At 61.2% G+C, this 25,552-nt stretch carries 20 protein-coding genes and 1 tRNA gene; 3 read left to right on the top strand and 18 right to left on the bottom strand.

The window, feature by feature from the left end:
- Positions 1-13: 13 nt before the first annotated feature.
- The 6 genes from ABHR63_RS01590 to disA form a co-directional block, all read right to left on the bottom strand.
- Positions 14-691, bottom strand: coding sequence for an NYN domain-containing protein (locus ABHR63_RS01590; RefSeq protein WP_006234978.1), 678 nt, complete (start codon positions 689-691; stop codon positions 14-16).
- A gap of 3 nt (positions 692-694) precedes the next feature.
- Positions 695-1,609, bottom strand: coding sequence for a 23S rRNA (guanosine(2251)-2'-O)-methyltransferase RlmB (gene rlmB, locus ABHR63_RS01585; RefSeq protein WP_238057645.1), 915 nt, complete (start codon positions 1,607-1,609; stop codon positions 695-697).
- 186 nt (positions 1,610-1,795) lie between these two features.
- The gene (gene cysS / locus ABHR63_RS01580) at positions 1,796-3,262 is read right to left on the bottom strand and encodes a cysteine--tRNA ligase (RefSeq protein ID WP_195625128.1); all 1,467 of its coding nucleotides are present in this window, start codon (positions 3,260-3,262) and stop codon (positions 1,796-1,798) included.
- Positions 3,263-3,265: 3 nt separating this feature from the next.
- The gene (gene ispF, locus ABHR63_RS01575; RefSeq protein WP_006234975.1) at positions 3,266-3,760 is read right to left on the bottom strand and encodes a 2-C-methyl-D-erythritol 2,4-cyclodiphosphate synthase; all 495 of its coding nucleotides are present in this window, start codon (positions 3,758-3,760) and stop codon (positions 3,266-3,268) included.
- Positions 3,750-4,478 carry a 2-C-methyl-D-erythritol 4-phosphate cytidylyltransferase gene (ispD, locus tag ABHR63_RS01570; RefSeq protein ID WP_238057643.1) on the bottom strand — a complete coding sequence of 243 codons (729 nt, stop codon included), beginning with the start codon at positions 4,476-4,478 and terminating at the stop codon, positions 3,750-3,752. Before ispD ends, ispF begins: the two co-directional genes overlap by 11 nt.
- On the bottom strand, positions 4,478-5,518 hold the full coding sequence (gene disA, locus ABHR63_RS01565; RefSeq protein ID WP_006234973.1) for a DNA integrity scanning diadenylate cyclase DisA: 1,041 nt from the start codon (positions 5,516-5,518) through the stop codon (positions 4,478-4,480). Before disA ends, ispD begins: the two co-directional genes overlap by 1 nt.
- Before the next feature lie 248 nt (positions 5,519-5,766).
- Here disA and ABHR63_RS01560 point away from each other — a divergent pair, with 248 nt between their 5' ends.
- The 3 genes from ABHR63_RS01560 to ABHR63_RS01550 all read left to right on the top strand — a co-directional run bounded on the left by ABHR63_RS01560 (position 5,767) and on the right by ABHR63_RS01550 (position 8,254).
- Entirely contained in the window at positions 5,767-6,351 is a 585-nt protein-coding gene (locus tag ABHR63_RS01560; RefSeq protein WP_346964767.1) for a manganese efflux pump MntP, read from the top strand.
- A 124-nt stretch (positions 6,352-6,475) separates the two neighbouring features.
- Entirely contained in the window at positions 6,476-6,946 is a 471-nt protein-coding gene (locus ABHR63_RS01555; protein WP_346964768.1) for a helix-turn-helix domain-containing protein, read from the top strand.
- A gap of 3 nt (positions 6,947-6,949) precedes the next feature.
- Complete coding sequence (locus tag ABHR63_RS01550) at positions 6,950-8,254, top strand: type II toxin-antitoxin system HipA family toxin (RefSeq protein ID WP_346964769.1); 1,305 nt, start codon at positions 6,950-6,952, stop codon at positions 8,252-8,254.
- 127 nt (positions 8,255-8,381) lie between these two features.
- On the opposite strand, the gene ABHR63_RS01545 is transcribed toward ABHR63_RS01550, so the two are convergent.
- The 12 genes from ABHR63_RS01545 to ABHR63_RS01490 all read right to left on the bottom strand — a co-directional run bounded on the left by ABHR63_RS01545 (position 8,382) and on the right by ABHR63_RS01490 (position 25,471).
- The gene (locus ABHR63_RS01545; protein WP_346964770.1) at positions 8,382-9,839 is read right to left on the bottom strand and encodes an aminoacyl-histidine dipeptidase; all 1,458 of its coding nucleotides are present in this window, start codon (positions 9,837-9,839) and stop codon (positions 8,382-8,384) included.
- A 213-nt stretch (positions 9,840-10,052) separates the two neighbouring features.
- Entirely contained in the window at positions 10,053-12,695 is a 2,643-nt protein-coding gene (locus tag ABHR63_RS01540) for an ATP-dependent Clp protease ATP-binding subunit (protein ID WP_346964771.1), read from the bottom strand.
- Between the two features lie 192 nt (positions 12,696-12,887).
- Positions 12,888-13,577, bottom strand: coding sequence for a TetR/AcrR family transcriptional regulator (locus ABHR63_RS01535; protein WP_055285228.1), 690 nt, complete (start codon positions 13,575-13,577; stop codon positions 12,888-12,890).
- Positions 13,561-18,000 (bottom strand): acyl-CoA dehydratase activase, encoded by a 4,440-nt coding sequence (locus tag ABHR63_RS01530; RefSeq protein ID WP_346964772.1) that lies wholly within the window; start codon positions 17,998-18,000, stop codon positions 13,561-13,563. Before ABHR63_RS01530 ends, ABHR63_RS01535 begins: the two co-directional genes overlap by 17 nt.
- A 281-nt stretch (positions 18,001-18,281) precedes the next feature.
- Positions 18,282-18,830 (bottom strand): DUF2798 domain-containing protein, encoded by a 549-nt coding sequence (locus ABHR63_RS01525; RefSeq protein WP_022094319.1) that lies wholly within the window; start codon positions 18,828-18,830, stop codon positions 18,282-18,284.
- Positions 18,831-19,143: 313 nt separating this feature from the next.
- Positions 19,144-20,712, bottom strand: coding sequence for a threonine/serine exporter family protein (locus ABHR63_RS01520; protein WP_346964773.1), 1,569 nt, complete (start codon positions 20,710-20,712; stop codon positions 19,144-19,146).
- 428 nt (positions 20,713-21,140) lie between these two features.
- Complete coding sequence (gene lysS, locus ABHR63_RS01515; protein WP_022094894.1) at positions 21,141-23,105, bottom strand: lysine--tRNA ligase; 1,965 nt, start codon at positions 23,103-23,105, stop codon at positions 21,141-21,143.
- A 79-nt stretch (positions 23,106-23,184) separates the two neighbouring features.
- The gene (greA, locus tag ABHR63_RS01510; protein WP_006234960.1) at positions 23,185-23,655 is read right to left on the bottom strand and encodes a transcription elongation factor GreA; all 471 of its coding nucleotides are present in this window, start codon (positions 23,653-23,655) and stop codon (positions 23,185-23,187) included.
- Between the two features lie 106 nt (positions 23,656-23,761).
- Complete coding sequence (tatA, locus tag ABHR63_RS01505) at positions 23,762-24,037, bottom strand: twin-arginine translocase TatA/TatE family subunit (RefSeq protein ID WP_022094895.1); 276 nt, start codon at positions 24,035-24,037, stop codon at positions 23,762-23,764.
- A gap of 112 nt (positions 24,038-24,149) precedes the next feature.
- A tRNA-Pro gene (locus ABHR63_RS01500) sits at positions 24,150-24,226 on the bottom strand.
- A 49-nt stretch (positions 24,227-24,275) separates the two neighbouring features.
- A complete protein-coding gene (gene ispE, locus ABHR63_RS01495) occupies positions 24,276-25,172 on the bottom strand; it encodes a 4-(cytidine 5'-diphospho)-2-C-methyl-D-erythritol kinase (protein ID WP_346964774.1) in 897 nt (298 codons plus the stop codon).
- Positions 25,173-25,174: 2 nt separating this feature from the next.
- Positions 25,175-25,471 (bottom strand): Veg family protein, encoded by a 297-nt coding sequence (locus tag ABHR63_RS01490; protein ID WP_006234957.1) that lies wholly within the window; start codon positions 25,469-25,471, stop codon positions 25,175-25,177.
- Between the last annotated feature and the right edge of the window lie 81 nt (positions 25,472-25,552).

Here is a 25,552-nt window from a genome sequence, read left to right as displayed (position 1 = left end):
CCCGCCAACTTCCCTACCTCCCGCGAAGGGCCTTGAGCTTGGCCAGGGCATCGGGGCTCAGGCGGCTGCCCAGGGTCATCTTGATCTGCGGGGCTTCCTCGGCTTCGTGAACGTCGTTATCGATCTGTTTGATCTCGTCCACCAGCATGCGGCTCGAGATGCGCGTGACGCCCTTGCCCATGACGACGGCCTGGATTGTGCCGTCACTCGATACCACGGAGCACGCGCGGCCCTCCTCGCGTGCCTCGATGCAGAGCTTCTGCACCACGGTATCGGCAGAGACGCCCGTCGGCGAAAACTCGATGCGCACGCCGCGGGCCGGCAGGTTGGGGCGCTCGCTGGAGATATTGCCCGCGCCGTCGAACACGATCACGGCCTCGTAGCGGCCCTGGGCAAACGCCGCAACATCGTTGATGAGTGCGGTGCGCGCCATATCGTGGACGTCGCTGGAATACGGATCGTCGGAATGGTCGTAGACGAGCTTTTCGTAGCGCGGCGTGCAGTGGATCACGTTGTAGCCGTCGACCACCAGCAGCTCGGGCTTATTGGAATGCACCGTCGAGACTGGGTCGGCGATAGCCTGTGCAAACGCATTGCCGCCCACGCCATAGGTCGCGGCCGAAACAATCGGCTTGGCCGAGCCTTCGCCAAAGCGCTTGGCCTTGGACTTGGCACGGTTCTTCTTGGACATGCGTTACTCCTCCCCCATGAGCTCGCCTGCGTTGCGGCGCAGCCACTCAAAGCATAGCGCCGTCGTTGCCTGGGCAACATTGAGGCTCTCGGTCATGCCGCGCTGGGGAAGCTTGGTCAAAAAGTCGCATTTCTCGAGCACCAGGCGCGAGATGCCGTCGCCCTCAGAGCCCATGACGAGCGCAACGCGGCCCTCGAAGGGGGCGTCCCAGCAGCTGCCCTCGGCGTGCTCGGAGGCACCGCCCACCCAAAAGCCAGCGGCCTTGAGGTCATCGAGCGCACGGGCGATATTGGGAACCTGCGCGATGGGCAAATGCATGACGGCGCCGGCTGACGTCTTGTAGCTGCCCACGGTTACGCCAGCGGCACGCTTGTTGGCGATGATAACGCCCGCGGCGCCCACGACCTCGGCGGAGCGCACGATGGCGCCGAAGTTACCGTCGTCGGTCACGTGGTCGAGCACCACGACAAGCGCCGGACCGTCGCCCGCACGGTCGAGGATATCGGCGACATCGGCATAGGGGAAGTTGCCTACCTCGAGTGCGATGCCCTGGTGAGCGCCATGGCTCGACAGCGCATCGAGCTGTGCACGCGGCACGTACTTAATGCGGACACCCGCGGCATTGAGGTCATCGACCAGGCGCGACAGGGCGGCATCGCGCTCCCCGCCCTCGGCGATGAGCGCGCACTTGATGGGAAAACCGGTGCGTAGCGCCTCGGCGGCAGCACGACGGCCTTCGATAAACTCGCCCTTGGGGGCCTGAACAGCGCCGCGGTTGCGATCGCGCTGCGGACGAGCGGCCTGGGCGCGATCGCGCTGGCCCTTAGGAGCGGCAGCGCGATCATTGCGGCGAATCGGACGCGAGCTAGAAGCAGCCTGCTTGCCGCCACGAGGCGCACGCTTGCGATTGTCGGCCATAAAGCGACCTCCTAAATACAACTATCAATCGAAACAAAATAAACGACCGCCTATGAATATTAATTCGGGCGGTCGGTACGGGTTTTCCAAGTGCCCGAGATTGCCGTGAAAGAGGAGCGACGCGTACTTGAGTACGCGAGCGACGGTTTGAACGGCAAGGTCGGGTGCTTGGGAAACCCGCAGGGATTAGAGAGATTTGATACGGGTACCGGCGGCAGTATCCTCGATCGTGAGGCCCAGGTCCTTGAGCTGATCGCGGATGGCATCTGCCAGATCCCAGTTCTTGGCGGCACGAGCCTCGGCGCGGGCCTCGAGAATCTTGGCAGCGGCCTCGTCCACGTCGTCGCCCGTGTAGGCAACCAGGCCGGCGGCAACGCCGAGCAGACCCAGCGGCAGCTCGACCTTGGGCTCGGGAAGTTCAACGCCAAACGTATCGAGCAGCTCGGCCAGCGTATCGGCGGCAGCAAGCGCGGCGGCCTTGTCGGCAGCATCGCCCGCCTGCTCCAGATACTGGTTGCACTCGGTGACAAAGCCAAAGACGACGCCCATGGCACCGGCGGTGTTAAAGTCGTCGTCCATGCACTCCTTAAAGGCGGCACGAGTCTCGGCGGCCTTGGCGGCAAACGCCTCGGCGGCAGCCTCATCGGCGTTGGCCGTCGCGTGGTTCGCAGCCCAACGCAGGTTCTCGACCGTACCGGCGATACGTGTGAGCGAATTCTCGGCACCCTCCAGGCGCTCCCAGGAGAAGTCGAGCGGCGAGCGATAGCTCGTCTGCAGCATCAGCAAGCGCAGAGCCGCGGCAGAGTGCTGCTCGAGCACCTCGGCCAGCGTAAAGAAGTTACCGAGCGACTTGGACATCTTCTCGCCGTCTACCAGCAGCATGCCCGTGTGCATCCAGGTGTTGGAGAAACCCTGGTGCCAGGCGCAGGTGGCCTGGGCGCACTCGTTCTCGTGATGCGGGAAGGCCAAGTCGGAGCCGCCGCCGTGAATGTCGATCGGAGTGCCCAGATAGCGGTGCACCATGGCGGCGCACTCGGTGTGCCAACCAGGACGGCCCTCGCCCCAGGGGCTCGGCCAGCTGGGCTCGCCGGGCTTGGCGGCCTTCCACAGGGCAAAGTCGAGCGGGTCGTTCTTGTCCTCGTTCTCCTCGATGCGCGCACCCACCATGAGGTCGTCGATGTTGCGGCCCGAGACCTGGCCGTAGTTGGGATCGCTGCGCACGGCAAAGTACACATCGCCGTTATCGGCTGCGTAAGCGTGGCCCTGCTCGATAAGCGTCTTGATCATGGCGATCATGGGACCGATCTCTTTGGTGGCGCGGGGACGCACATCGGGATCGAGCACGTTGGCAGCGCGCATGACGCCGATGAACTTGTCGGAGAACTCCGTCGCAACCTCGGCAGCCGTACGGCCTTGCTCGTTGGCGCGCTTGATGATCTTGTCATCGACATCGGTGAGGTTCTGAGCGAACGTGACCTCGTAGCCGCTCGCGATGAGCCAGCGGCGAATCACGTCAAAGCTGATGAACGTGCGGGCGTTGCCGATGTGGATGTTGTCGTAGACCGTGGGGCCGCACACATACATGCGGACCTTACCGGGCTCGATGGGCTGGAACTCTTCCTTTTTATGGGTAGCGCTGTTGTAGATACGCATTCGTTACTCCTTAACGGTTTTCTGTAGCAGGCAGACGGCCCAGGCGCCAATTCCCTCGCCTTGGCCTTCCCAGCCGAGTTTTTCGGTCGTAGTGGCGGCGACGCCCACGTTTTCGACGTCAACGCCCAGGGCATGGGCCAGGTTGGCGCGCATGGCATCGCGGTGCGGGGTGATCTTGGGCTGCTGGCAGGCAATGGTGCAATCGGCATCGACAAACTCAAAGCCCAGCTCGCGCGCATAGTCCATCACACGGGCAAGCAGCACCATCGAGTCGGCGCCCTCATAGGCAGGATCGGTGTCGGGGAACAGCTTGCCGATGTCTCCCCCGCGGCAGGCGCCCAGAATGGCGTCGGCCAGCGCGTGCGCGAGCACATCGGCATCCGAGTGGCCCAGCAGACCGCGCTCGTAGGGAATGTCGACACCGCCGATAATACATCGACGCCCCTCCACCAGACGGTGAACATCGTAGCCGTGTCCAATGCGCAGGTTACTGAACATGGGGAAGGTCCTCTCCCTCGGCCATGCGGCCGAGCAGAATCGCGGTTACGGGACGCAGGTCCTCGGGCACCGTCACCTTAAGGTTATCGCGCGGGCTCTGGACGCAGCGGACACGCCCACCCATGCGCTCGACCAGCGACGAATCGTCCGTGCCGATAAAGCCCTCAGCAATCGCCGCGGCATGGGCGCGTTTCATGGCGTCGACACTAAAGATCTGCGGCGTCTGCGCGGCCCAGTACAGCTCGCGCGGCGGCGTCTCGACGATGTTGTCGCCGTCGACGATCTTGAGCGTGTCAATCGCGGGCTGACCGCACACGACACCGTCGAGGGCACGGTCGCTCACGAGCACGTCGATAGCGTGGTCGATGGCCTCGGTCGTAATGAGCGGACGAGCGCCATCGTGAATGGCAACGTATTCAAAGCCCGCCGGAACCGCACGCACACCGGCACGGGTGGAATCCTGGCGGGTCGCGCCGGCATCGGCAAAGCTGATGGGCGTGTCATAGTCAAACGGGTCGATGGCCAGGCGTCGCATCTCGGCACGACGCTCGGCAGGGCAAACCACGACGATGTGGCCGACCTTATCGCTACGGTCAAATGCGCGGATGGACCAGCTCATAAGCGGACGGCCCGCCACGTTAACGAGCTGCTTGCCACCGGGATTTCCAAAGCGCTGGCCGCTGCCGCCGGCAACGACCACGGCGCATACGGGCGCCATTATGCGTTCCCCTGTTTGGTGCCCTTCATGCGGTACAGCGAGTCCGCAAGAATAGCAGGGTTGTTGACGCCAAAGTCGCCCAGGCGCTCCGGATCCTCGCTGATGTCGTCCATGAGCTCCTGCAGCGAGCCGTACTCGTCGACGATTTTCTCGGCCACGCCGTCGCGCACGACGGACACGCGCGAAAGCGTGCGCAGGCCCAGCGGCGTCATGACAGAGTCCTCGTCCAGGTCGTCGTAACCCAGAACCGCCGCCACATGCTGTGGGTCGGACAGGTCCTTAGGCGTCATGCGAGCAAGCTCGGCGCGAATCTTCTCGGCGTTTGCCTCGGAGGAATCGCTCGCGTAGTCGCGAATCATCAGGTCGTACTCGGTATCCATGCTGGAGCCGGCGAGCTGCTCGAGCTGCATCTGCACGAGCTTGCCCTGGTTGCCCAGCTTGACGATGCAATCCTTAAGCTCGGTCTTTGCCTGCTGCATGATCTCGAAGCTCGAGAAAATACCGGTAATGTCGGCGAGCGTAACGTAGTCGTCGAGCTCGAGGGCCGTCAGGCGCAGCAGGGAGCGATCGAGCGACTGACGGGTGGTCTGGAGCGTGGCGACGAGCTGGTTGACCGAGCTCATGATAGTGGTGACGGGCTGGATCTCGTAGCTCTTGCCGTGAACGTACACGTTGACGACGGCACGACGGGCCGAGACCGAGATCACGATGGCATCGGTGAGCACCGACATGCGAGCGGCGGTGCGGTGACGCATGCCCGTCTCGCTCGTGGCAAGCGAGGGATCGGGATTGAGGTGGAAGTTGGCGCGCAGGATCTGGGTGAGGTCGCCGTCGATGACGATGGCGCCATCCATCTTGGAGAGCTCGAACAGACGGTTCGAGGTGAACGAAATGTTGAGCGGGAAGCCGTCGTTACCGGCGGCGAGCACGTTTTCAGTGTCGCCGACGCAGATAAGAGCACCCAGGTGACCGGCAATGATCATGTCGAGGGCGGTGCGGATCGGCTGACCAGGTGCCGTCAGGCGGATGGCCTGTTCCATACGCTTTTGCAGCTCGTTCTTATCCAAGGCATCGCTCCCATCGTATACGCTCCATAAACGCTAAATAGTTTCTCACGGTTTGTCCCCGCAACGCTTGCGAAATCCGATGCTTACAGAATGAGCGAACACCGCTTAGGTAGCTCATTTGGGACGGGGCTCTTTTAGCTGCTCATGTGGTAGCATCGGGTTTCATATAAATGAGGGAGTAGTCGTGTAATCGGGTTCGCCCGCAAAGAGGGAGCCAGACTATGGGACTCGCAGAGCTCATGTTGCTCGCCGTTGGCCTTTCGATGGACGCCTTTGCCGTTTCCATCTGCAAGGGTCTTGGCATGAAAAAGATCAACCTTAAAGTCACCGTGGTGCTCGGTCTGTTCTTTGGCGGGTTTCAGGCCGGCATGCCCGTGATCGGTTGGGCACTCGGCAGTCAATTCATGGGCATCATCGGACCCATCGACCATTGGATTGCCTTTATCCTTTTGGCCTTTATCGGCGGCAAGATGCTGTGGGAAGCCTTTACCGAAGACGAGGATGAGGATGAAGGCGACGGCAAGGATGCCGAAAAGATCGACCTGGGCGAGTACCTAATCCTTGCCATCGCCACCTCGATTGACGCGCTCGCCGTGGGCATCTCGTTTGCCGCGCTCTCGGTCGATATCGTTCCCGCTGTATCGCTTATCGGCGTCACAACGTTTATCTTCTCCGTCGCCGGCGTAGCGATCGGCCACACCTTTGGCGCGCGCTACGAAAAACCCGCCACCATCGTGGGTGGCGTCGTGCTCATCCTCATCGGGCTTAAGATCTTGCTTGAGCATCTGGGGATTCTCGCGATATAAAAAGCGCCTCTCATAAGCTCAACGTCAATGTAGAAGTCTCATGCAGAGTTTTGCATAATGCCTATTCGTGCAGACTTTTGCATGTCATACTGATATGCAAAAGTCTGCACGTTAGGAGATTGCCGTGGATACCCTTCCCATCACCACGCCGCGCCAAGCTGGCATCTACGTGCGCCAGGCACGCGACTCACAGGGAATCACCCGTGCGGCCCTCGCTAAAAAAGCCGGTGTTTCGGAGCGCCTGCTCGCATCGCTCGAGCTGGGAGATGCCACCGGCATTCGACTCGACAAGCTATTGGTGATCTTTAATGCTCTCGGACTGGCGCTCGCCGCTCAAGGGGATATCGTCAAAACGAATAACGAGCAATCAGCCAACGTTCCGCATGCCGATCTGCAAACTCGCAGCACCCCCAGACGCCATCGCGCTCAACGTCCCTCTCATAGCTACCGTTGCTGTGCCGCCATTCCGGTTCTTGCAGACGCCCCCTTTACGTCTGAACTCTACGACAAAGCCTTCGCCGATTTCGCCATGTCCAATCTCGGAGTCTCGATTGCCGCAAACGCATCTAACCAAACCAAGCCCGAAGGGAAATAGCCAATGGCCAGAACATCACTTCGGACCTTTATTTGCGGTGTACCTGCGGGAACGCTCACGCAAGATGAGAACGGTCTTATCAGCTTTACCTACGATCATGACTATGACGGGCCAGCCCTATCGACCAACATACCCGTATCGAATCGCACATACGGACAACAGGTCATGAATCCGTACCTGTTTGGCCTTCTACCCGACAGCGAAGACCAACGAAAAGCGATTGCCGCCGAATTCGACGTTAGGCCCAACAATCCCGTTGCGTTGCTCAGCCATATCGGACTCGACTGTCCGGGCGGAGTGCAGTTTTGTGCCGAAGAAGATGCCGACGCCGTCCTGCATCGCGTTGGCGAATACCGCCCTATAGACGACCACGAAATTGTTCTCCGTCTCAAGTCGATCAGAGATGACCGCGATGCATCGTGGATGGGTCTAGATGAAAGTTGGTCACTTGGAGGCAACCAGGGCAAGTTCGCGCTCGCGTTCATAAACGGCCGCTGGTGCGAATGCATGGGCTCCTCGCCCACGACGCATATTTTAAAAAATGGCGTTATCGGATTTAAACTCGAGGCTCTCAATGAGTTTGTCTGCATGAAAAGCGCCCAGCGCGCCGGTATCGCAACGGCAAACGTCGAATATCGAATGTTTGAGGACGAACCTGCCCTCATTGTTGAGCGCTATGACCGCGTGAAAGTCAAAGACGGAACGATCAGGCGTCTACATCAAGAAGACCTCTGTCAGGCCCTTGGAGTGATGCCCGCTCAAAAGTACACGGCAGACGGCGGCCCGACCGCACGCGATATTCAGGAACTCCTCGTCAATACGAGCCATCATCAACTTAACCTGTATCTGTTTACGCAGATACTTTTCTTTAACGCCATCATCGGCGCACCGGACGCGCATGCGAAGAACTATTCCCTGCTTCTTGGAAACGGCGGCACAGCTATGATGGCCCGTATGTATGACGTTGCATCTGGGCTGGCATACGAACGTATGCGGCGAAAAGCGCGCCTCGCCATGAGCGTTGGCGGCGAAAACCGTGTGGGATGCATCGGTCCAGGCGCTATCCGCCGATACCACGGTATGGGCGACCCCGCGCTGGAGGCGGCACTCACCGATGCCGGGCTATCCGAGAAGTTTTGCTTTGCGACCATGATGGACCTCGCCTACGAGGTACCCATTTGCATGGAAGAGGTCATGGACGAATACGCCGATCTGCCCGGCATGGCGGACCTGCGCAAGCATATGCTCGGGCCCGTCCGCGAAAACTGCCAGCGCACCCTCGACCTCATCAAGGCGGATATGGGCTAGACGCCAATCAATTTCCCATTTCTTAAAAGAAGAGAGGGGGCACCCGCCGCAAAAGCTCGGGTACCCCCTCTCGTAATGTCATTTGCAATCCATCAGCAAAGGTTTTGGATCGCCGTCAATGCGACCTTTACGCAGCGAGGCGCTTGAGGACGTCGATGAGCAGCTCGTAGAAGCGCTCGGCAGAAGCGAGCTCCATGCTCTCGTCCGGGGTGTGGACATCGGAGAGCGTCGGGCCCACGGCGATGGCGTCCAGGCCGTGCAGGGCCTCGGCAAACAGGCCGCACTCAAGGCCGGCGTGAATGGACTCGATGCGCAGCTCGGAGCAAAAGAGCTCGCGATAGCTCTCGACAAAAACGTCGCGGACCGGCGAATGCTCGGCATAGCTCCAGCCGGGATACTCGAACTCAAACTTGGCGTCAAAGCCCAGGACATCGGCAAGCGTCTGCAGGCGGTCCTTGAACTCGTTCTGCAGCGAGGTGATCGAGGAGCGCGGGGACAGCATGATCTTGACCTGGTCGTCAGAGGTGGCAACCACACCGATGTTGGAGGAAACCTCGACGGAGCCGTCGGTGGCGACGTTGCGGCGAATCACGCCGTTAGGGGCAAGACGCAGAGCGCGGATGAGGGCAAGCGCGGACTTCTGGTCCATGGCCTCGACCTCGGCGTCGTCGGCAATCTCGACGGTGCAGGTAAAGCCGGGGTCGAAGACCTCGAGCTCGGCAGTGACGTCGGCGATGATGCCCTTTGCGATCTGGGCCGCCGCCTCGGCAGCAGCATGGTCGGCGTAGACCAGAACAGCCTTGCACTCACGGTTGATGGCGTTGTCCTTGGTGCCGCCGTTAAAGCTGACGATGGCGGGCTCGCCGGCGACCATCAGGCGGTCGATGATGCGGGCCATGATGAGGTTGCCGTTGCCGCGCTCCAGGTGGATATCGCTGCCGGAGTGACCGCCCAGCAGGCCGGAGATGTCGAGCGTGAGGGTGCTACCGGTCTTGTGCTCGCGCGCGATCGGGCAGGTGTAGGTAACGACGACGCCGCCGGCGCAGCTGACGGTGGCAACGCCCTCTTCCTCGGAGTCAAGGTTAATCATGGTGCGAGCGCTAATCTGGGACTTGTCGAGCGTCTCGGCGCCGACCAGGCCAGTCTCCTCGTCGGTGGTGAATACGCACTCGAGGGCGGGGTGAACGATCGAATCGTCATCGAGAACAGTGAGCATCAGAGCGACGGCAATACCGTTGTCGGCGCCCAGCGTGGTGCCGTTAGCGGTGAGGACGCCGTCCTTGACGACCAGGTCGATACCATCGGTCGTAAAGTCGTGCTCAACGGAGCCCAGCTTGTCGCACACCATGTCGATGTGACCCTGCAGCATCACGGTCGGGGCATTCTCGGCGCCGGCAGATGCGGGCTTGCGAATGATGACGTTGTAGACCTCGTCCTGATACACATCGAGGCCGCGCTCCTTGGCAAACGCGACCAGGAAATCGCTGATGCCCTTCTCGTTGCCAGACCCGCGGGGAATCGCGCTGACCTCCTCAAAGAAATGGAACAGCTGGGCGGGCTCGTAGCCGGTAATCTTGTAGTCCATGGTGCCTCCTTGGCGCAACTGGTTAGACAGTAAGACATGCGCCTTGTATATTCCCAGACTTTACGTGCATAAACCAGTCGAAAACGCCGAGCGCCCTCGCATCATCGGCTAACGGTGGACCGCATAGCGTAACGGTCACAACTTCGCAGTTCTACAAATCGAGGCGCCCTTGCCAGAGCGCCTCGATTGCGCGTATCAAATTGTCGCCACGCCCTACAACGCGCCGGAACCGGCTTGCATCATGCCGCCGGGGCCCGAGGTCACGCCGCCGCTCACGGGCGCGGCGTTGCCGGTGTGCGGTGCCGCCGGAGCGGTATCGCCACCGAGCGTGCCCGCCGGACGCGGTGCCGGGATCTCACCCGTGCCGTGGCTAAAGACAAACTTGCCATCGGTCACGTCGCACAGGACGGTATCGCCCTCGCCCCACTCGCCGGCCAGAAGCTCCTCGGACAGCGGGTCCTCGATGAGCTTTTGGATGGCACGGCGCAGCGGACGCGCACCGTTGGTGAGGTCGGTGCCCTCGGCCACGATCTTGTCATAGGCCGCATCGGTGAGCTTAATGTTCATGCCGTTGGCAATCAAACGCTGACGCAGGTCGTCCACCAGCAGGTGAGCGATCTTGGTGAGATTCTCGCCCGAGAGCTTCTGGAACACCACGATGTCGTCGATACGGTTGAGCAGCTCGGGGCGGAACAGGCGCTTGAGCTCGCCCATCGCGCGACCACGGATCTCACTCGACGTGAGACCCTGCTCGCCGGTGGTGCCAAAGCCAACGCTCGTATCCTGCGCAATCTCGCGGGCGCCCACGTTTGACGTCATGATGATCACCGTATTGCGGAAATCGACCGTCTTGCCCTGGCTATCGGTCAGACGCCCCTCCTCCAGCACCTGCAGCAGGATATTGAAGATGTCGGGGTGCGCCTTCTCGATCTCATCGAACAGCACGACCGAGTACGGGTGGCGACGAACAGCCTTGGTGAGCTGGCCGCCCTCGTCGTGACCGACGTAACCCGGAGGGCTACCGATAAGCTTGGAGACCTCGAACTCGCTGCCGAACTCCGACATGTCGAAGCTGATGAGCGCGTCCTTGCTGCCAAAGAGATACTCGGCGAGCGTCTTGGCGAGCTCGGTCTTGCCCGTGCCGGTGGGGCCCAGGAAGATAAAGCTGCCGCCGGGGCGACGCGGATCCTTGAGCGGCGAGCGACTGCGGCGCACGGCCTTGGCAACGGCCTCGACGGCCTCGTCCTGGCCGATAATGCGGGTCTTGAGCACGCTTTCGGCCTGTAGCAGGCGACGGCTCTCGCTCTCGGTAAGCGAGGACACCGGCACGCCCGAGGTCACGGACACGATATCGGCGATCTGACTCACATCGATGGTGAGCGGGCTGGCGTCGAGCTCGGCGGTCCAGGCGGCCTTGGCCTCGGCGAGCTCAATCTCGGCGGCCTTCTGCCGCTCGGTAATCTCGGCGGCCTTGTTCATGTCGTCGCTCTCGGTGGCCTCCTGCGCGGCGGCCTTGAGCTCCTCTATGCGATGCTCGGCCTCGCGCACCGGCTCGGGCGCGCGATTCGCGGCGATGCGAGCGCGGGCACCGGCCTCGTCAATGAGGTCGATGGCCTTATCGGGCAGGAAGCGATCCTGGATGTAGCGGTTGGAAAGGTTCGCGGCGGCCTCGATAGCACCCTGCGTATAGCGCACATGGTGGTGCTCCTCGTAGCGCGGCTTGAGCGCGGTCAGGATCTTGACCGTGTCCTCGACGCTCGGCTCCTCGACATCGATGGTCTGGAAGCGACGCTCGAAGGCCGGGTCCTTGGTGAGGTACTTGCGGAATTCCTCGGCCGTGGTGGCGCCGATAATCTGGAAGGCACCGCGCGCGAGCACGGGCTTGAGCATAGAGCTCGCGTCGATGGAGCCCTCAGCAGAACCGGCACCGATGATGGTGTGCATCTCGTCGATAAACAGGATGACGTCGTCGGCTTCGGTGGCCTCTTGGATCACGTTCTTGAGGCGCTCCTCAAACTCGCCGCGATACTTGGCACCCGCCACGAGGCCCGGCAGGTCGAGCGTCCAGATATTCTGGTTCATGAGGTTCTCGGGCACGTTGCCGGCTGCAATCTGCTGAGCCAGGCCCTCGACGATGGCCGTCTTGCCCACGCCGGGGTCGCCCAGAATGAGCGGGTTGTTCTTGGTGCGGCGCGAAAGAATTTCCATCATACGCTGGACTTCCTTTTCGCGACCAATTACAGGGTCGAGCTCGCCATCGCGCGCCTTCTGCGTGAGGTTGGTCGCGAACTGCTTAAGCGTATCGGTGCCACTCCCCTTTTGCTGAGAGGCATCCGAGCCGCTAAAGAACGGCAGGCCCGCACCGGGACGCCCGGCACCGGCGCCGGCGAGCGGACGCTTCTTGTCCTGGTCCTTGGCAGTGAGTTTCTCGATAGCCTTTTTGATAGAGGCGGACGACACACCCAGGCGCATGAGGATGTCCATGGCCATGCCGTTGCCCTCTTCGACGATGCCGATCAGCAAGTGCTCGGTCGACACGTAGGTCTGGTTATTCTCACGCGCCACGCGGAATGAACGCTCCATAACGCTAATGACGAGCGGCGTAAAGGCGAGCTTAGCCGCCTCGGTCTCCTCACTGGGCTCGGGAACCGTGGTCTGGACCTCCTTGAGGGTGTCCATGATGTCGTCGTAGGAGATATCAAGCGAGCGCAGTGCCTCGGCGGCAATGCCCTCGTCCTCCTTGGCAAGCGCGAGCAGCAGGTGCTCGGTGCCCACCTTATTTGAATGAAGATCGAGCGCCTCCTGTTTGGCCATCGACATGACCTTGCGCGCTCGATCGGTAAATCTATCTAACATGCTCGTTTCCTTACATGAGTTCATCGAAATCAAAACGCCCGCCCGTCGGCGGCGCTTTTGTCTCTTTACCCACAGGTTGTCTATGTTAACAGCTGGAGGAATATCTATAAACCCGGCTCACATGAATGCAGGTTATGACCGCATCGCGGGACTCACCGCGCGATGCGCGACAGGCGCCCCGCAAGAGAAACCCTAGGCGTCTTTCACCACGTCGGGACTCGTCGCACGCGATGCGCGATAGGCATCGGCCTCCTTGGAGACGCGTTCGAGCAGCTCGGATGTATCGACGCCCTCGACTTGCGCGACCGTTTCCACCGTCTGCATGGCGACCGCCCTCAGGTACGCGCACGCGCTGTCCCCCAGCTGCTCGAGGTCTATCTCCTCGCCGCCCTCCCGGGCAAAGCCGACCGCCATCACAAAGTCCATGATGCCCGAGACCAGAAAGCCCACCGCAAAGCTCGAATCCGCCTTGAGCTCTTCTCCGTCGGGGTGGACGATCTCTCTCACGCGGTCGATGATGATCGTATGGATGCCCTGTACGACCTGCTCGGCGGCACCCGCCCTCATGGTGATGACGATGCGCCGCAGCAGGCAGCGGACGTCGCGCCGGTCGAACGCCGAAAGGTCGCCCTCGCTCGAAAAATGCCAGAGGGCATCGGTGATGAGCTCGTTATCCTGTAGCAGTTGGGCTATGGCGATGGCGACGAGTTCATCGAAATCGTGAAAATAGTAGTAAAACGTTCCGCGATTGCACCGGGCGGCGCGGGTCACCTCGCCAACCGACAGCTCGAAGATGCTGTTGTTCTCGATGAGCTCCCAAAACGCCTCGATGATACGGGTGCGTGCATCGGGCGCATCGGCGTCCTTACGCGGTCTCGCCATGCGCCTCACCGCACCCCTGCGCCTTGGCGTTCATGATGAGCATCTGAAGACGGTTCTCCACGTTGGCGAAGCTCACGTCGGGATCGTAGTCGAGCGGCAGGAACTGCGCCGTGGGATACTGCTCCTTGAGCGCATGGATGAGCCCGCGCCCCACGACATGGTTGGGCAGACACCCGAACGGCTGCAGGATCACGAAGTTGCGGCAGCCGCGCTTGGCGTGCTCGAGGATCTCCGCCGGAATCAGCACGCCCTCGCCCGCATCGAACGTATGGTGCAGGATCTTATCGCTCGCGCGCACGAGCTCGGGCATGCGCGTCGGCGGCTCGTAGAGCGGGCTCGCCGCGCCCAGGCGGTCGCAACGGTCGTGCGCGAGCTCGAACAGGTTGTCCGCCGTGGCGTACCAGGCCTTTTCGGGCAGCGACAGGTCGACGTGGAACTCGCGCGACTGCGCATGCTTGTAGAAATAGGTCTTGCGGATCACGTCGGTCATGCGCGCCTCGATGACCTCGAGCCCGTTGTCCTCGAGGTAGCGCTCGATCTCGTGGTTGGCGCCGAGATGGAAATTGAGCAGGTACTCGCCCACGATGAGAACGGTCGGATGCGGGTTCGAGCGGTCGTACGGAACGGCGTCCATGATCGCAAGCGCGCGTTTGAAGCCCGTCGCCTGGCCTCTCAGCCCGGAGCGCTCCATGCCCTCGATAACCTCATCGAGCGCGCGGTCGAACGCAGCGTCCGCCGCGCCCTTCTCGAGCTCGTAGGGACGGATGCGCCTAAGCATGGCCTCGAGGGCATCGATCATGGGAAGACCGTAGGCGATCTGGATGCTCGGGCCAAGGCCGAGCTTGAAGCCCGGATGCGCATTGTGGGCATCGACGTCGTCGTTGGTGAGCACCGGGACATAGTCGTATCCCGCGTCGTCGAGCGCGCGGCGCAGCAGGGGCATGTAGTGCGTCAGGCGGCAGTCGCCGATATACTTGCCAGTCACCACGGCGACGTCGTGCGGGTCGTACTTACCGCTCTCGAGTGCCGCGAGCGCCTCGCCGATCACGATTTGCGCGGGGAAGCAGATGTCGTTGTGCACATAGCGTTTGCCCAGGCGGATGGCATCCTCGCGCCCGATATCAAGGGCCTCGGCGCGCACGCCCTGATTGCGCATCGCCGCGGTCATGAGCCTGCAGAACGCATGGGAGGTGTTGGGGACCAGCGCGATCTTGTCGTGCCGGTCGCGCTTGGTGTACTTGACCTTATACGGGTCGTCGAGCGGATGGACCGCGTGCACCCGGGCGCCCTCGGCACGCTCCTCCGCGCGACGACGGTTGACCGACTCGATAAACGAACGCACGCGAATGCCCATGGGACCGGCGACGTCGCTCTCATCGAGCTTGATCATCATCGGAACCTTGGAGCCCATCTCGCCCATCATGCGCGCGATCTCGTCGGTGAGATACGCATCGTGGCCGCAGCCGAAGCTGCCCATCTGCACGAGCTCGAGCTCGGGCGTCGATGCGACGATGACCGCGCACGACAGCATGCGCGCATGGTAGTTGTTCACGATGTCGATGCGGCTGTTGGAAAGATCGACGTTGTAGACCCCCGGCACCGCATCGGGCGTCAGCACGGGGATGCCGCGCTCAGAGAAGAGCTTGGGCAGCCCGTGGTTGACCAGCGGGTCGTTGTGGTACGGGCGCGAAGCGATCACCACCGCGTAGCCGCCGTCCTCGCGCACGTTCTCGAGCACCTGCCTGCCGCGCAGCTGCAGCTGGTTCTCAAACGTCTGCTGCGCGCGGTCCGCCTGCTCGGTCGCCTTGGCAACCAGGTCGGCATCGATATCGAAGGTCTCCTTGCACCACGCCTTGAGCTGGCGGTTTCGGTCGCCCTCGTCGTACCAGTGGAACAGCGGCGTATCGAACGGAACGCCGAAACGCTCCTCCGGGTTATCGGAATTGCGCATCACGTAGGGGTATCCCTTTACGACGGCGCACATCCACTCGCTGGTAGAGGCGGTGTTTTCGGTGGGCACCGTCGTGATGATGGGCATGAAGATGCGGTCGACGCCGGCGTCGACGAGATTGCGGATGTGCCCGTGGACGAGCTTGGCCGGGAAGCACACGGTGTCGGATGTGACGTGCGCCAGACCGCGCTCGTACATCGCCTTGGTGCTGCGTCCCGAGACGCGCACCTTAAAGCCGAGCGTGCTGAAGAACGTCGACCAGAACGGCATGGTGTCCCAGAACTCGAGCACACGGGGAATGCCGATCGTGACATCGCGCCCCCCGCAGACGGGAACCGTGGGGTACGACTCGAACAGCAGCTTCTCGCGGTCGACAAAGAGATTGGGGGCAGCCGCGGTCCGGTCGCGCCCCGTGCCGGGTGCCTGTGCCTCGCAAGTACCCTGCGGACGCAGCTCCTCCGCCGCGGGAACCTCGCGCACGAGCTCATCCCATGAGATGGCGCCGCCGCGCGGGCAGCGATTGCCCGTGACGTAAAGCGAGCCGTCGCCAAATGCCACGACCGCGCGCTGGCAGCGGTTGTTGCACCGACGGCAGGTAACGCCGCCGAACTCGCGATGCTCGAAGCGCTCCACGGCATCGAGCCCGATAAACGACGTGCCGGCGTCGCCCTTGCGGCATTCCTCGCGCGCGAGCAGGGCGATACCGATAGCGCCCATCAGCCCCGGGTGGGGCGCACGCGTGACGGGTTTGCCCAGATACTGCTCGAATGCGCGCAGCACCGCGTCGTTTCGGAACGTGCCGCCCTGGACGACGACTTTGTCGCCCAGACGGTTGAGATTTGAAACGCGAATGACCTTGGTGAACACGTTCTCGATAATCGAACGGCAGAGACCGGCCATGATGTCGCCCGGACCCTTACCGCGCCGCTGCTCGGAAACGACGCTGCTGTTCATGAACACCGTGCAGCGGCTGCCGAGAACGGCGGGGGCTTTGGACGAAAATGCCTCGGTCGCGATATCCTCAACGGCTATTCCGAGGTTTTTGGCAAAACCCTCGAGGAACGAGCCGCAGCCCGCAGAGCACGCCTCGTTGACGACGATATCGGTCAGCACGCCGTGGTTGAGCCAGATGGCCTTCATATCCTGTCCGCCGATGTCGAGCACGAAGGTCGCATCGGGAACGCATGCGCACGCGGCGCGGGCGTGCGCGACCGTCTCGACCGTATGGTAGTCGGCGTGGAACGCGCGCGCGAAAAGCTCCTCGCCGTATCCCGTGGTGCCCACGGCATCGATCGCAAGCGTGACTCCCGCTGTCTCCCAGCGGTTCTTCAAGCTGACAAGACCCTGTTGGGCGACGTCGAGCGGTCTGCCGTTATTAGACGCGTAGAACGAATCGACAAGCTCACCCGCCTCATCGACCAGGGCGAACTTGGTCGTCGTGCTCCCCGAATCGATACCGAGCGCCACACGCACCGTCTCTCCGGGCGCATACGCATCCGGACCCTTTGCCGGCGTCTCTTTGCCATGGCGTGCCGTAAAATCCGCCTGCTCGGCAGGTGTGGCAAAAAAGGGCTGGGCAAGACGTCCCTCCCCGCTTGCGGGCGCGACCGTCTCGAGCTTATCCAGCCGGACAAAAGCGTCGGGAAGGTCGATCGGTTGGGACGATGCGAACATGTCGGTCAGCGACAGGGCGGCACCGCGCGCGACCATGATCTGCGGATCGCGCGGGACGATAACCTGATCGTCCGATAGATTCAGTTGCTCCCGGAACACGCGGACCAGCGTGGGGTTGTAGGCGAGCGTACCGCCCTCGAAGATTACCGGCGGCTCGATGTCGATACCCTGGGCCAGACCGCCGATCGTTTGGCGGGCGACCGCGTGAAGCGCCGAAAGCGCCAGGTCGGTGGTAGGAATGCCCTCGTTGAGCAGCGGCTGGATATCGGTCTTTGCGTACACGCCGCAGCGGCCCGAGACCTCGTGGACGGTCGTTCCCCGGCTTGCGAGCTGCTCGAACTCGCCCGATTCGGTGCCGACCCCCATGAGCTTTGCCATCTCGTCGATAAATGCACCGGTACCGCCTGCGCACGAACCGTTCATGCGCATGTCGGCAACCTCGATGTCTCCCTTATCGTTGGTGCGGAAGAAGATCATCTTGGCGTCTTGGCCGCCCAGCTCGATGGCGCAGCGCGTCTGCGGATAGAACCTGCTGATCGCGAGCGCGTTGGCGACCACCTCCTGAACGTACGAGGCGCCCAGCGCGGTCGCGATATCGCGCGCACCCGAGCCGGTCACCGCAACGCGCAGTGACTCATGGGGAAAGCGCTCGGCGAGCTCGCCGAGCATGGCGCGCACGCTCGCTGTCTGACACGCCCCGTGGCGGCGATATCCCCACCACGCCTCGGTCATATCCTCGTGCATCGCGTAAACTTTGGTCGTCGTCGACCCTACGTCCAGTCCTACTAGCAACGCCATAATGCTCCGTCTCTCGCATTTTTCCCGCTAGAGATATACCACTCTACGTAATACAACAGACTGTTGTATTTAAACTCCGTATAAAAAGCGGCTGCCGAAACGCTTCAGCAGCCGCCGAATGCACCAACAGATTGTTCTGCGCGCTAGCACGTCGGGCAACGGAGCAGCACGGGCCCTCCGGTCATGCGCACCGCTCACGCCCGCGATGTCGCCGAGAGAGCTATCCACGCTTTGGGCTCCAACCAAGCAAGTCGCCCGCGCTCAGCAGATCCCTAAGCGAGCTACTCGCACTCAGGAGCCATAGCCTGCTCCAAGAGCTCGGCATGCTCCTCCTCGAAAACCGTCCCCACAGGGAAGGCGCGACGGAAGACGAAGCGGGAAATCGGACCGGCTACCAAAAGGTTCCACGGCAGCGCCATCACAAAATTATGCGGGATGTTGATCATCCAGATCGCGGGCACGGAATACAGGTTCGCAAGGATGCCGCCGGGCATGTGCGTCAGACCCTCACAGGCACCGTACAGCGACATGATGATGACCATGGGAACGACCATGCAGGAGCTGACGGCGAGCGTCATGGCAAGTGGCGAGCTCTTGCCCGGCGTGACCAAGTACTTAAAGGCGAAACCCTTGGCGAGCGGGCTGGCGACGAACCAGTCGCAGCACATGGCAAAAATGTAGGCAACGGGGAAGCCGAGCCACGCAGTGGCAACGACCTCGCCGTTGATGGCCCCGTGCTGCAGGGCAACGTTGTAGATGCTCATCCAGAGCACCATGCAAAAGCACATGATAAAGGTGAACAGCAGGCTCTCTCGTTTGTTGATAGGCATAAAGGGCAGATTCCTCTCTGTGTTGTACCGCGGCGCCACGCAACAAAAACGGGCGGGCAAGATGGAGCTGTTGGAACTTCATCTCGCCCGCCCGTGGTACGCGCGTCTGCGACTACTTATGTGGTGGAACCAGCCTAGCACGAAACGCATGCGCTTCGTAAGCGTTGAGTTTATGAAGATGCAGGGCACCGATAATCCCCCGACCCCATAAGTTGCGGTGGAATACGGACTGTTTTGACCCTTTAAGCAGCAATTCAGTCCCTATTTCACCGCAACTCATTTGGTGCAAAGTAACCTGTCCCCCTTGTACCAATTAGCTGGTGTGGCGCCAGCGAGGGTCGGTGAGCGTACGCGCCACACCCAGTCCAACGGGCAGAAACGCTACGATGAGCACTGCGCGCACAAACCAGCCGAGCATATTGACCGTGTCGAAGGTGCACATGTAATACATCGAGCGATACAGATACAAGCCCGGCACCATAATGACAATCGAAGGCACCGTGAGGGCGATGCGCGGGTAGGTGAGCTTGACTTCGGCCAAGCTTGCCAGCAGACCCGATACCAGCGCGCCGATAAACGCTGCTGCCTCGGGAGGCATTCCCGTGCTGAGGCCCAGGAAGGGAATCATCGTCGGCGCATCGACAAGGGTCAGACGCAGGGTATTGGACACGGCGCCGATCAGCCCAGCTGCCGCGGCCATCTTTACCGGGCTGTTGAACATCACCGAGAAGCCGAATACGCCAACGAAGCTCATCACCACGCGCAGGAGCGTAAGAGCAAGCGGCGAAAGGCCGAGCGGCGCAAAGTCGTCCGGCGCCAGGCCAACACACTCGGCAACCATCCAACCTACGAGCGTCGCCATCACAATAATCGATACGGCATATGACAGGCGCTCGATACCACTTCGCATGTCGAGCTTAGCGATGTCGAGGCCTGCCGTAATGAGCGGAAAGCCGGGAATCACAAAGAGCATGGCGCCGATATAGCCTTCTTGGTGCGACATTGCCCCCGGTACGACCTGGCCAAGGCCGAGCAATGCCAGCAGATACGAAACGCAAGCGAGCGCAACGCCGGTCGTCAGCGCGCTGAACTGACCAAGGCCTTGCTTGAGAATATGGGAGCGGGCAAAGTTGCCGACACCCGCGCCCACAAACGCGCAGGCCATCTCGATAGGGCCGCCGCCGAGCAAAAAGACGAAGGCGCCGCAAGCACAAGCTGCCGCAAGGCCCTGTTGCCAGGGAGAGTAATCGGGTTTTGAACTCTCAACGGTCTTGAGCATCTCGTGATACTCGTGTACCGTGAAGCGACGACCATAGGTCTCGATTTCCTTGAGGAAACTCTCCATCATCCAAATGCGATGGGTATTGACTCCCGTTGTGGGCAGGCTGACAACCTCGTTAAAGCAGTGGCCATCTTCGATGCAAGTGCACTCAAACGACAGAAGACTCAGGTCGACGTGAATCGTGACGCCGAGTACGGCAGCAACACGATTCATGGTATCGCGCACGCGCCAGGCACCTGTTCCGCTTGCCAGCATAAGCATGCCAGTGCGGCAGATGATGGATGACTTATCGGTGAGTGGCGCATCGACGGCAAGCTCATCGCCTGCCGTCACGATCTGGTGCCAGTCAGTTTTCATATGGAGCGCGCCGGCACGAACGCCGTGGTGCATGGGGGCTCTCGAAAGCAGCGAGTCAAGGCGCGAAGGCTGTGGGGGCTCCGTTAATTCGCCCTCGTCCTCGTCGGGCTCTTCATCGACCAGATCAAATGAGTCAAGCGATGCCGGCTCGCGACGATCGATTAGCTCCTCATCCTCATCATCAAAGTAATTGAACTGATCGAGCATGTCCTCTTCGATTGCACGCTCGCTCGCGTCGTCCATATAGACGCTCCCTTCCTACCGACTAACCCCCATCCTAGGCAGCAACGGCTAAAGGAAACATAAAAGAGACGGCTGTCATGCGAGCCATGTGCTCAACAGCCGTTGGGCAGTCGTTTAAGAACGTCCCCAATGACTACATCGATGTTCTAAGTGTCAACCAAGTCAACGCCGCAGGTAGAGGACGGACAGCAAGCGACGTCCAGGGCGAACAAGTTGGCATGAAAAAGGCAAGGCATAGACCTTCTGGTCATGCCTTACCTTTTGAATGACAAATTGTCGCCCTGGGCGGCGCGCAGCGTCAACTGGTTACGCGGGTTGGTAAACCCGCGTAACCACCTAGGTCGCGCCCTTGAAGTTGAACGTCAGATTGTCCAAATGCGGCCCGCGCAGCGTCGAGCCGTTACGCGGTTCGTAGAACCGCGTAACTCTTAATACATCTTTGCGCCGGCGGGGATGGAGGCGTCGAGCTGGATCAGGTTGAGGCGCTCCTCACCATCCTCCTCGTGGATGGCACTGATGAGCATGCCGCAGCTGGGGATGCCCATCATCTTGCGCGGAGGCAGGTTGGTGATGGCGAGCAAGGTCTTGCCGACCAGGTCCTCGGGCTCGTAATAAGCGTGAATACCGGAGAGGATGGTGCGGTCGGTACCGGTACCGTCGTCGAGCGTAAAGTTCAGCAGCTTCTTGGACTTCTTGACGGCCTCGCATGCCTTGACCTTCACAGCGCGGAAATCGCTCTTGGAGAAGGTATCAAAGTCGACGAACTCCTCAAACAGCGGCTCAACGGCGATCTTGGAGTAATCGAGCGTGGGCTTAAGCGACTTAACGAATGGGCTCGCGGCGTTGCCGGCCTCTGCAGCCTTGGCGGCAGCGGCACCGGACTGGAAACCCTTCTCGGGCTTCATGTGCGGGAACAGCAGGACGTCGCGGATAGAAGCCTGGTTAGTAAGCAGCATGACCACGCGGTCGATACCAATGCCAATGCCGCCCGCGGGAGGCATACCGTACTCGAGGGCGCGCACGTAGTCCTCGTCATACTCCATAGCCTCATCGTCGCCGCCGGCCTTCTCGGCCATCTGGGCAGCAAAGCGCTCAGCCTGGTCGACCGGGTCGTTGAGCTCGGAGAATGCGTTGGCGTACTCGTGGCCGGCGATGACCAGCTCAAAGCGGTGAGTCAAACGCGGGTCGTCCTCAAAACGCTTAGCGAGCGGGCTGACCTCGATGGGGTAATCGCACACGAAGGTCGGGTTGACGATGGTGTCCTCGCCCAGCTCATCGTAAATCTCGGCGATGATCTTGCCGGCAGTCCACTCGGGCTTGATCTCCAGGCCCTTCTCGCGCGCGGCGGCAGCAAGCTCCTCGACCGGCGTGTCGATGGTGACCTGCTTGCCGAGCACGTCGGAGACGATGTCGGTCATGGGACGGCTGGCCCACTCACCAGAAAGGTCGATGGTCTGGCCCTGGTACTCGATGACCTCGGGGTTGCCGATGGCCTTGTTAGCCGCCTTAATGACACCCTGGGCGAGCGCCTTCATGCCCTCGAGGTCTGAGAAGGCACGGTAGGCCTCCATCGTGGTGAACTCGGGGTTGTGGGTAAGGTCCATGCCCTCGTTACGGAAGATGCGGCCGATCTCGAACACGCGCTCAAAACCACCGACGATGCAGCGCTTGAGATGGAGCTCGGTGGCAATACGCAGGTAGCACTCCTGATCGAGCGCGTTGAAGTGCGTGATGAACGGCTTAGCCGTAGCGCCGCCCTGGATGGTCTGCAGGATGGGGGTCTCGACCTCCATGTAGCCGTCGGACTCCATAAAGCGACGGAAGGTGGAGAGAATCTGCGAACGCTTACGGAAGGTCTCACGAACGTCGTCGTTGGCGATCAGATCGACATAGCGCTGGCGATAGCGGGTCTCCTTGTCGGAAAGACCGTGGAACTTCTCGGGCAGCGGACGAACGGCCTTGGAAAGCAGGGTCGCGCTCTTAGGGGCAACGGAAAGCTGGCCGCGCTGGGTGCGCACGACCACGCCGGTCACGCCCAGGATGTCGCCCAGGTCGAGGGCCTTGAGCGTATTCCAGGCGGCCTCGTCCATGTCGTTGATGCGGCAGAACAGCTGAATCTCGGCAGTCGCATCGCGCACGACGATGAACATGATCTTGCCCTGACCGCGCTTGGCGACCACACGGCCGGCGATCTTCACGACATCCTCGGTGTCCTCACCATCGGCAAGATCGGCGTACTTAGTCTCGATATCGGCGACGTAGTCCTCAAGCTCAGAGTGCTCGGGATAGGGGTTCTGGCCCGCCTCGAACAGGGCGGCGCGCTTGGCCAGGCGGGTGGCGCGCTCGTCGTTGAGCGTCGATGCCTGATCGGCGGCGTTCTGGTTCTCTGCCATAAGTTAGCTCCTCAAACTAAAACGCTCCCCAGGATTCGGTCCCAGGGAGCGAAAACATACCTTTACGCGGGACCGTGGTCTAGCGTGCGATCTTGGCGATGGTGTAGACGCGAGTCTTGCCGGAAGGCGTAACGACCTCGACGGAGTCGCCCTCGCCGTGACCAATGATGGCGTGACCGACCGGAGACTCGTTGGAAATCTTGTGCTCGAGCGAGTTGGTCTCGGTGGTACCGACGAGCGTGACTTCCATGACCTCGCCGTTGGGATCAATCAGCGAAACGGTGGAACCGATGGAGACGGTCAGGTCGCCCGTGGTGGCAGCAACCTGAGCGTTGGCGAGGATGGCCTGGATCTCGGCAATACGAGCGGCGTTCTGGGCCTGCTTGTCCTTAGCGGCGTCGTACTCGGAGTTCTCCGAAAGGTCGCCGAACGCGCGGGCTTCCTTGATGTCCTCGACGATCTCCTTGGCGTAATCGCCCTCACGCCAAGCGAGCTCCTCGACGAGCTTCTGGCGGCCCTCAGCGGTCAGTACGATCTGGCTTGCGTCCATACGGATATCTCCCCAACTCTGATCAAACAATCAACTGTCAACAAAACGAAAAAGACCGGCTAGCCTGCGGGCAAGCCGGTCAGGTGCTCACCCCAAAGGGATGGGACTACTCTGCGTCCGCGTCGCTGTCCTCTGCCTGCTTCTTCTTGGCAGCAGCGAGCTTGGCCTCGAGCTCAGCGATCTCCTTGTCCTCCTCGGACTGCTCGACCACGACCTCCTCGGCCTGCTTGGTCTCGGCCTTATCGTCGCCCTCCATACCCTCGCGGATATTCTTGACGGTAGAGCCGAGGGACTTGCCGAGCTTCGGCAGGTTCTTGGGCCCGAAGATAATCAGGACAACGACGAGAATAATGATGAGCTCAGGAGCCCTCAGTCCAAACATGTAGACCTCCACAATACAGCGAGACAAGCTCGAATGAGTATACCGCGGGTATCGCGGTATCACAACACTAGCTAAAAAAAGGGACCGCAAGAAGCGGTCCCTCCTCATGCTCTGGTCGGGTTGACTGGATTTGAACCAGCGACCCCTGCGTCCCGAACGCAGTGCTCTACCAAACTGAGCCACAACCCGTTAGCTCGACTATAGTAACAAAGATTTTCGCCGCGTGCTAGAGAAATTTTTATTTCTTTGGCGCGTCGATTTGAACCGTGTTGGGAATAAGCTCAGTCGCGCAGGCCCACCAGCCATTTTGCTGGGCAGCATCGGCAAGCCTTTCGGCCGTGGCAGCGGTGTCGCAAATGGCAAACGAGCAGGCACCCGATCCGCACACATCTACAGCAACGGTTCCGTCCTGTTTACGCAGCCAGTCGAGAACCGTTTGAATCTGCGACTCCATCTGTGCGGAAATGACACCAAGGTTGTTATGGATGAGTGCATATGCCGTCTCGGCATCACCAGCACGCAAGGCAGAAGCTATCGCGCCGGGCTTGTCCGCAGGCACCGAGGCCTCGTCAAAACGTCGATAGGCTTCAATTGTCGAAACACTTGCCTCGCGCGGCTTGACCAGCACGACGGGCGTCGCGGGCAGCGCGGGGTACTCAGTTGCCAGCACGTCCCCCCCACCTACGTAGAACGCAGGACTCGCGTGCAAAAAGAACGGGACGTCAGCACCAATGCCTCGCGCAATATCGTCGAGCGCTGGGTCGGTGCGATCAATGCCCCAGAGCTCCGCCAAGGCGACAATGACCGCGGCCGCATCCGTCGAGGGGCCGCCCAAGCCGGCGCACAATGGAATGCGCTTCTCAATCGTCACGCAGATGTTTGCCTCGCGACCATAATGCTCGGCCATAGCAACCGCAGCCCGATACGCCGTATTCTTTTGCATGGGAAAATCTGATGCCGGAACCGTCTGGACGGTCAGCGCCTGCGCCGGCGTGACCGTCACGGTATCGGAAAGACCGACGGCCGCCATCAGGGAATCGACCCTGTGGTAGCCGCGGTCATCGCGCTCGGTATGAACCCCCAGGTAGAGGTTAATCTTTGCCGGCGCGGAAAGAGTCAGGGACCAATCGGTCACCGTTAATGCTCCTCGAGCTGATTGCCGAGCGGGGTAAAGATATGCTCGCCGCTCTCGGGGTCGAACAGCTCGACCTGACCGGTGAGGACATCGATGTACTGGTAGGACTGACGCGACTTGCGACCGCGACGCTCGTCGACCTCGACGATAAAGACGGCGGGGTGGACGCTCTTGATGGTGCCCATGCGCTCGACAACGCGGGTGCGGCCCATGTTGGCCTTCACCTTGACGCGATCGCCCACCATATCGGTCAGCTTCTCGTGGATGTCGTCGACGTGATTGACTTCCATCTCTTCCATGAACAGGGCCTCCAGAAGGTGCAATTCAAAAAGGGGATAATACCCCTAAGATAGACAAAACTCTAATACTATAGCACCCTG

The organism is Collinsella aerofaciens (genome assembly GCF_039752775.1).
In the GTDB taxonomy this organism is placed as follows: Bacteria; Actinomycetota; Coriobacteriia; order Coriobacteriales; family Coriobacteriaceae; genus Collinsella; species Collinsella aerofaciens_R.
This window is presented reverse-complemented; position numbering and strand designations above follow the sequence as displayed.

Excerpts from the sequence above, each read along its gene's own strand:
- ABHR63_RS01535 (WP_055285228.1), bottom strand. The coding sequence starts at position 13,577 with ATGGCGAGACCGCGTAAGGACGCCGATGCGCCCGATGCACGCACCCGT.
- ABHR63_RS01590 (WP_006234978.1), bottom strand. The coding sequence starts at position 691 with ATGTCCAAGAAGAACCGTGCCAAGTCCAAGGCCAAGCGCTTTGGCGAA.
- ABHR63_RS01540 (WP_346964771.1), bottom strand. The coding sequence starts at position 12,695 with ATGTTAGATAGATTTACCGATCGAGCGCGCAAGGTCATGTCGATGGCC.
- tatA (WP_022094895.1), bottom strand. The coding sequence starts at position 24,037 with ATGTTTGGACTGAGGGCTCCTGAGCTCATCATTATTCTCGTCGTTGTC.
- ABHR63_RS01520 (WP_346964773.1), bottom strand. The coding sequence starts at position 20,712 with ATGGACGACGCGAGCGAGCGTGCAATCGAAGAGGACATGCTCGATCAG.
- lysS (WP_022094894.1), bottom strand. The coding sequence starts at position 23,105 with ATGGCAGAGAACCAGAACGCCGCCGATCAGGCATCGACGCTCAACGAC.
- ABHR63_RS01530 (WP_346964772.1), bottom strand. The coding sequence starts at position 18,000 with ATGGCGTTGCTAGTAGGACTGGACGTAGGGTCGACGACGACCAAAGTT.
- ABHR63_RS01545 (WP_346964770.1), bottom strand. The coding sequence starts at position 9,839 with ATGGACTACAAGATTACCGGCTACGAGCCCGCCCAGCTGTTCCATTTC.
- disA (WP_006234973.1), bottom strand. The coding sequence starts at position 5,518 with ATGGAACAGGCCATCCGCCTGACGGCACCTGGTCAGCCGATCCGCACC.
- greA (WP_006234960.1), bottom strand. The coding sequence starts at position 23,655 with ATGGACGCAAGCCAGATCGTACTGACCGCTGAGGGCCGCCAGAAGCTC.
- ABHR63_RS01550 (WP_346964769.1), top strand. The coding sequence starts at position 6,950 with ATGGCCAGAACATCACTTCGGACCTTTATTTGCGGTGTACCTGCGGGA.
- ABHR63_RS01490 (WP_006234957.1), bottom strand. The coding sequence starts at position 25,471 with ATGGAAGAGATGGAAGTCAATCACGTCGACGACATCCACGAGAAGCTG.
- ABHR63_RS01560 (WP_346964767.1), top strand. The coding sequence starts at position 5,767 with ATGGGACTCGCAGAGCTCATGTTGCTCGCCGTTGGCCTTTCGATGGAC.
- rlmB (WP_238057645.1), bottom strand. The coding sequence starts at position 1,609 with ATGGCCGACAATCGCAAGCGTGCGCCTCGTGGCGGCAAGCAGGCTGCT.
- ispD (WP_238057643.1), bottom strand. The coding sequence starts at position 4,478 with ATGGCGCCCGTATGCGCCGTGGTCGTTGCCGGCGGCAGCGGCCAGCGC.
- ABHR63_RS01525 (WP_022094319.1), bottom strand. The coding sequence starts at position 18,830 with ATGCCTATCAACAAACGAGAGAGCCTGCTGTTCACCTTTATCATGTGC.
- cysS (WP_195625128.1), bottom strand. The coding sequence starts at position 3,262 with ATGCGTATCTACAACAGCGCTACCCATAAAAAGGAAGAGTTCCAGCCC.
- ispF (WP_006234975.1), bottom strand. The coding sequence starts at position 3,760 with ATGTTCAGTAACCTGCGCATTGGACACGGCTACGATGTTCACCGTCTG.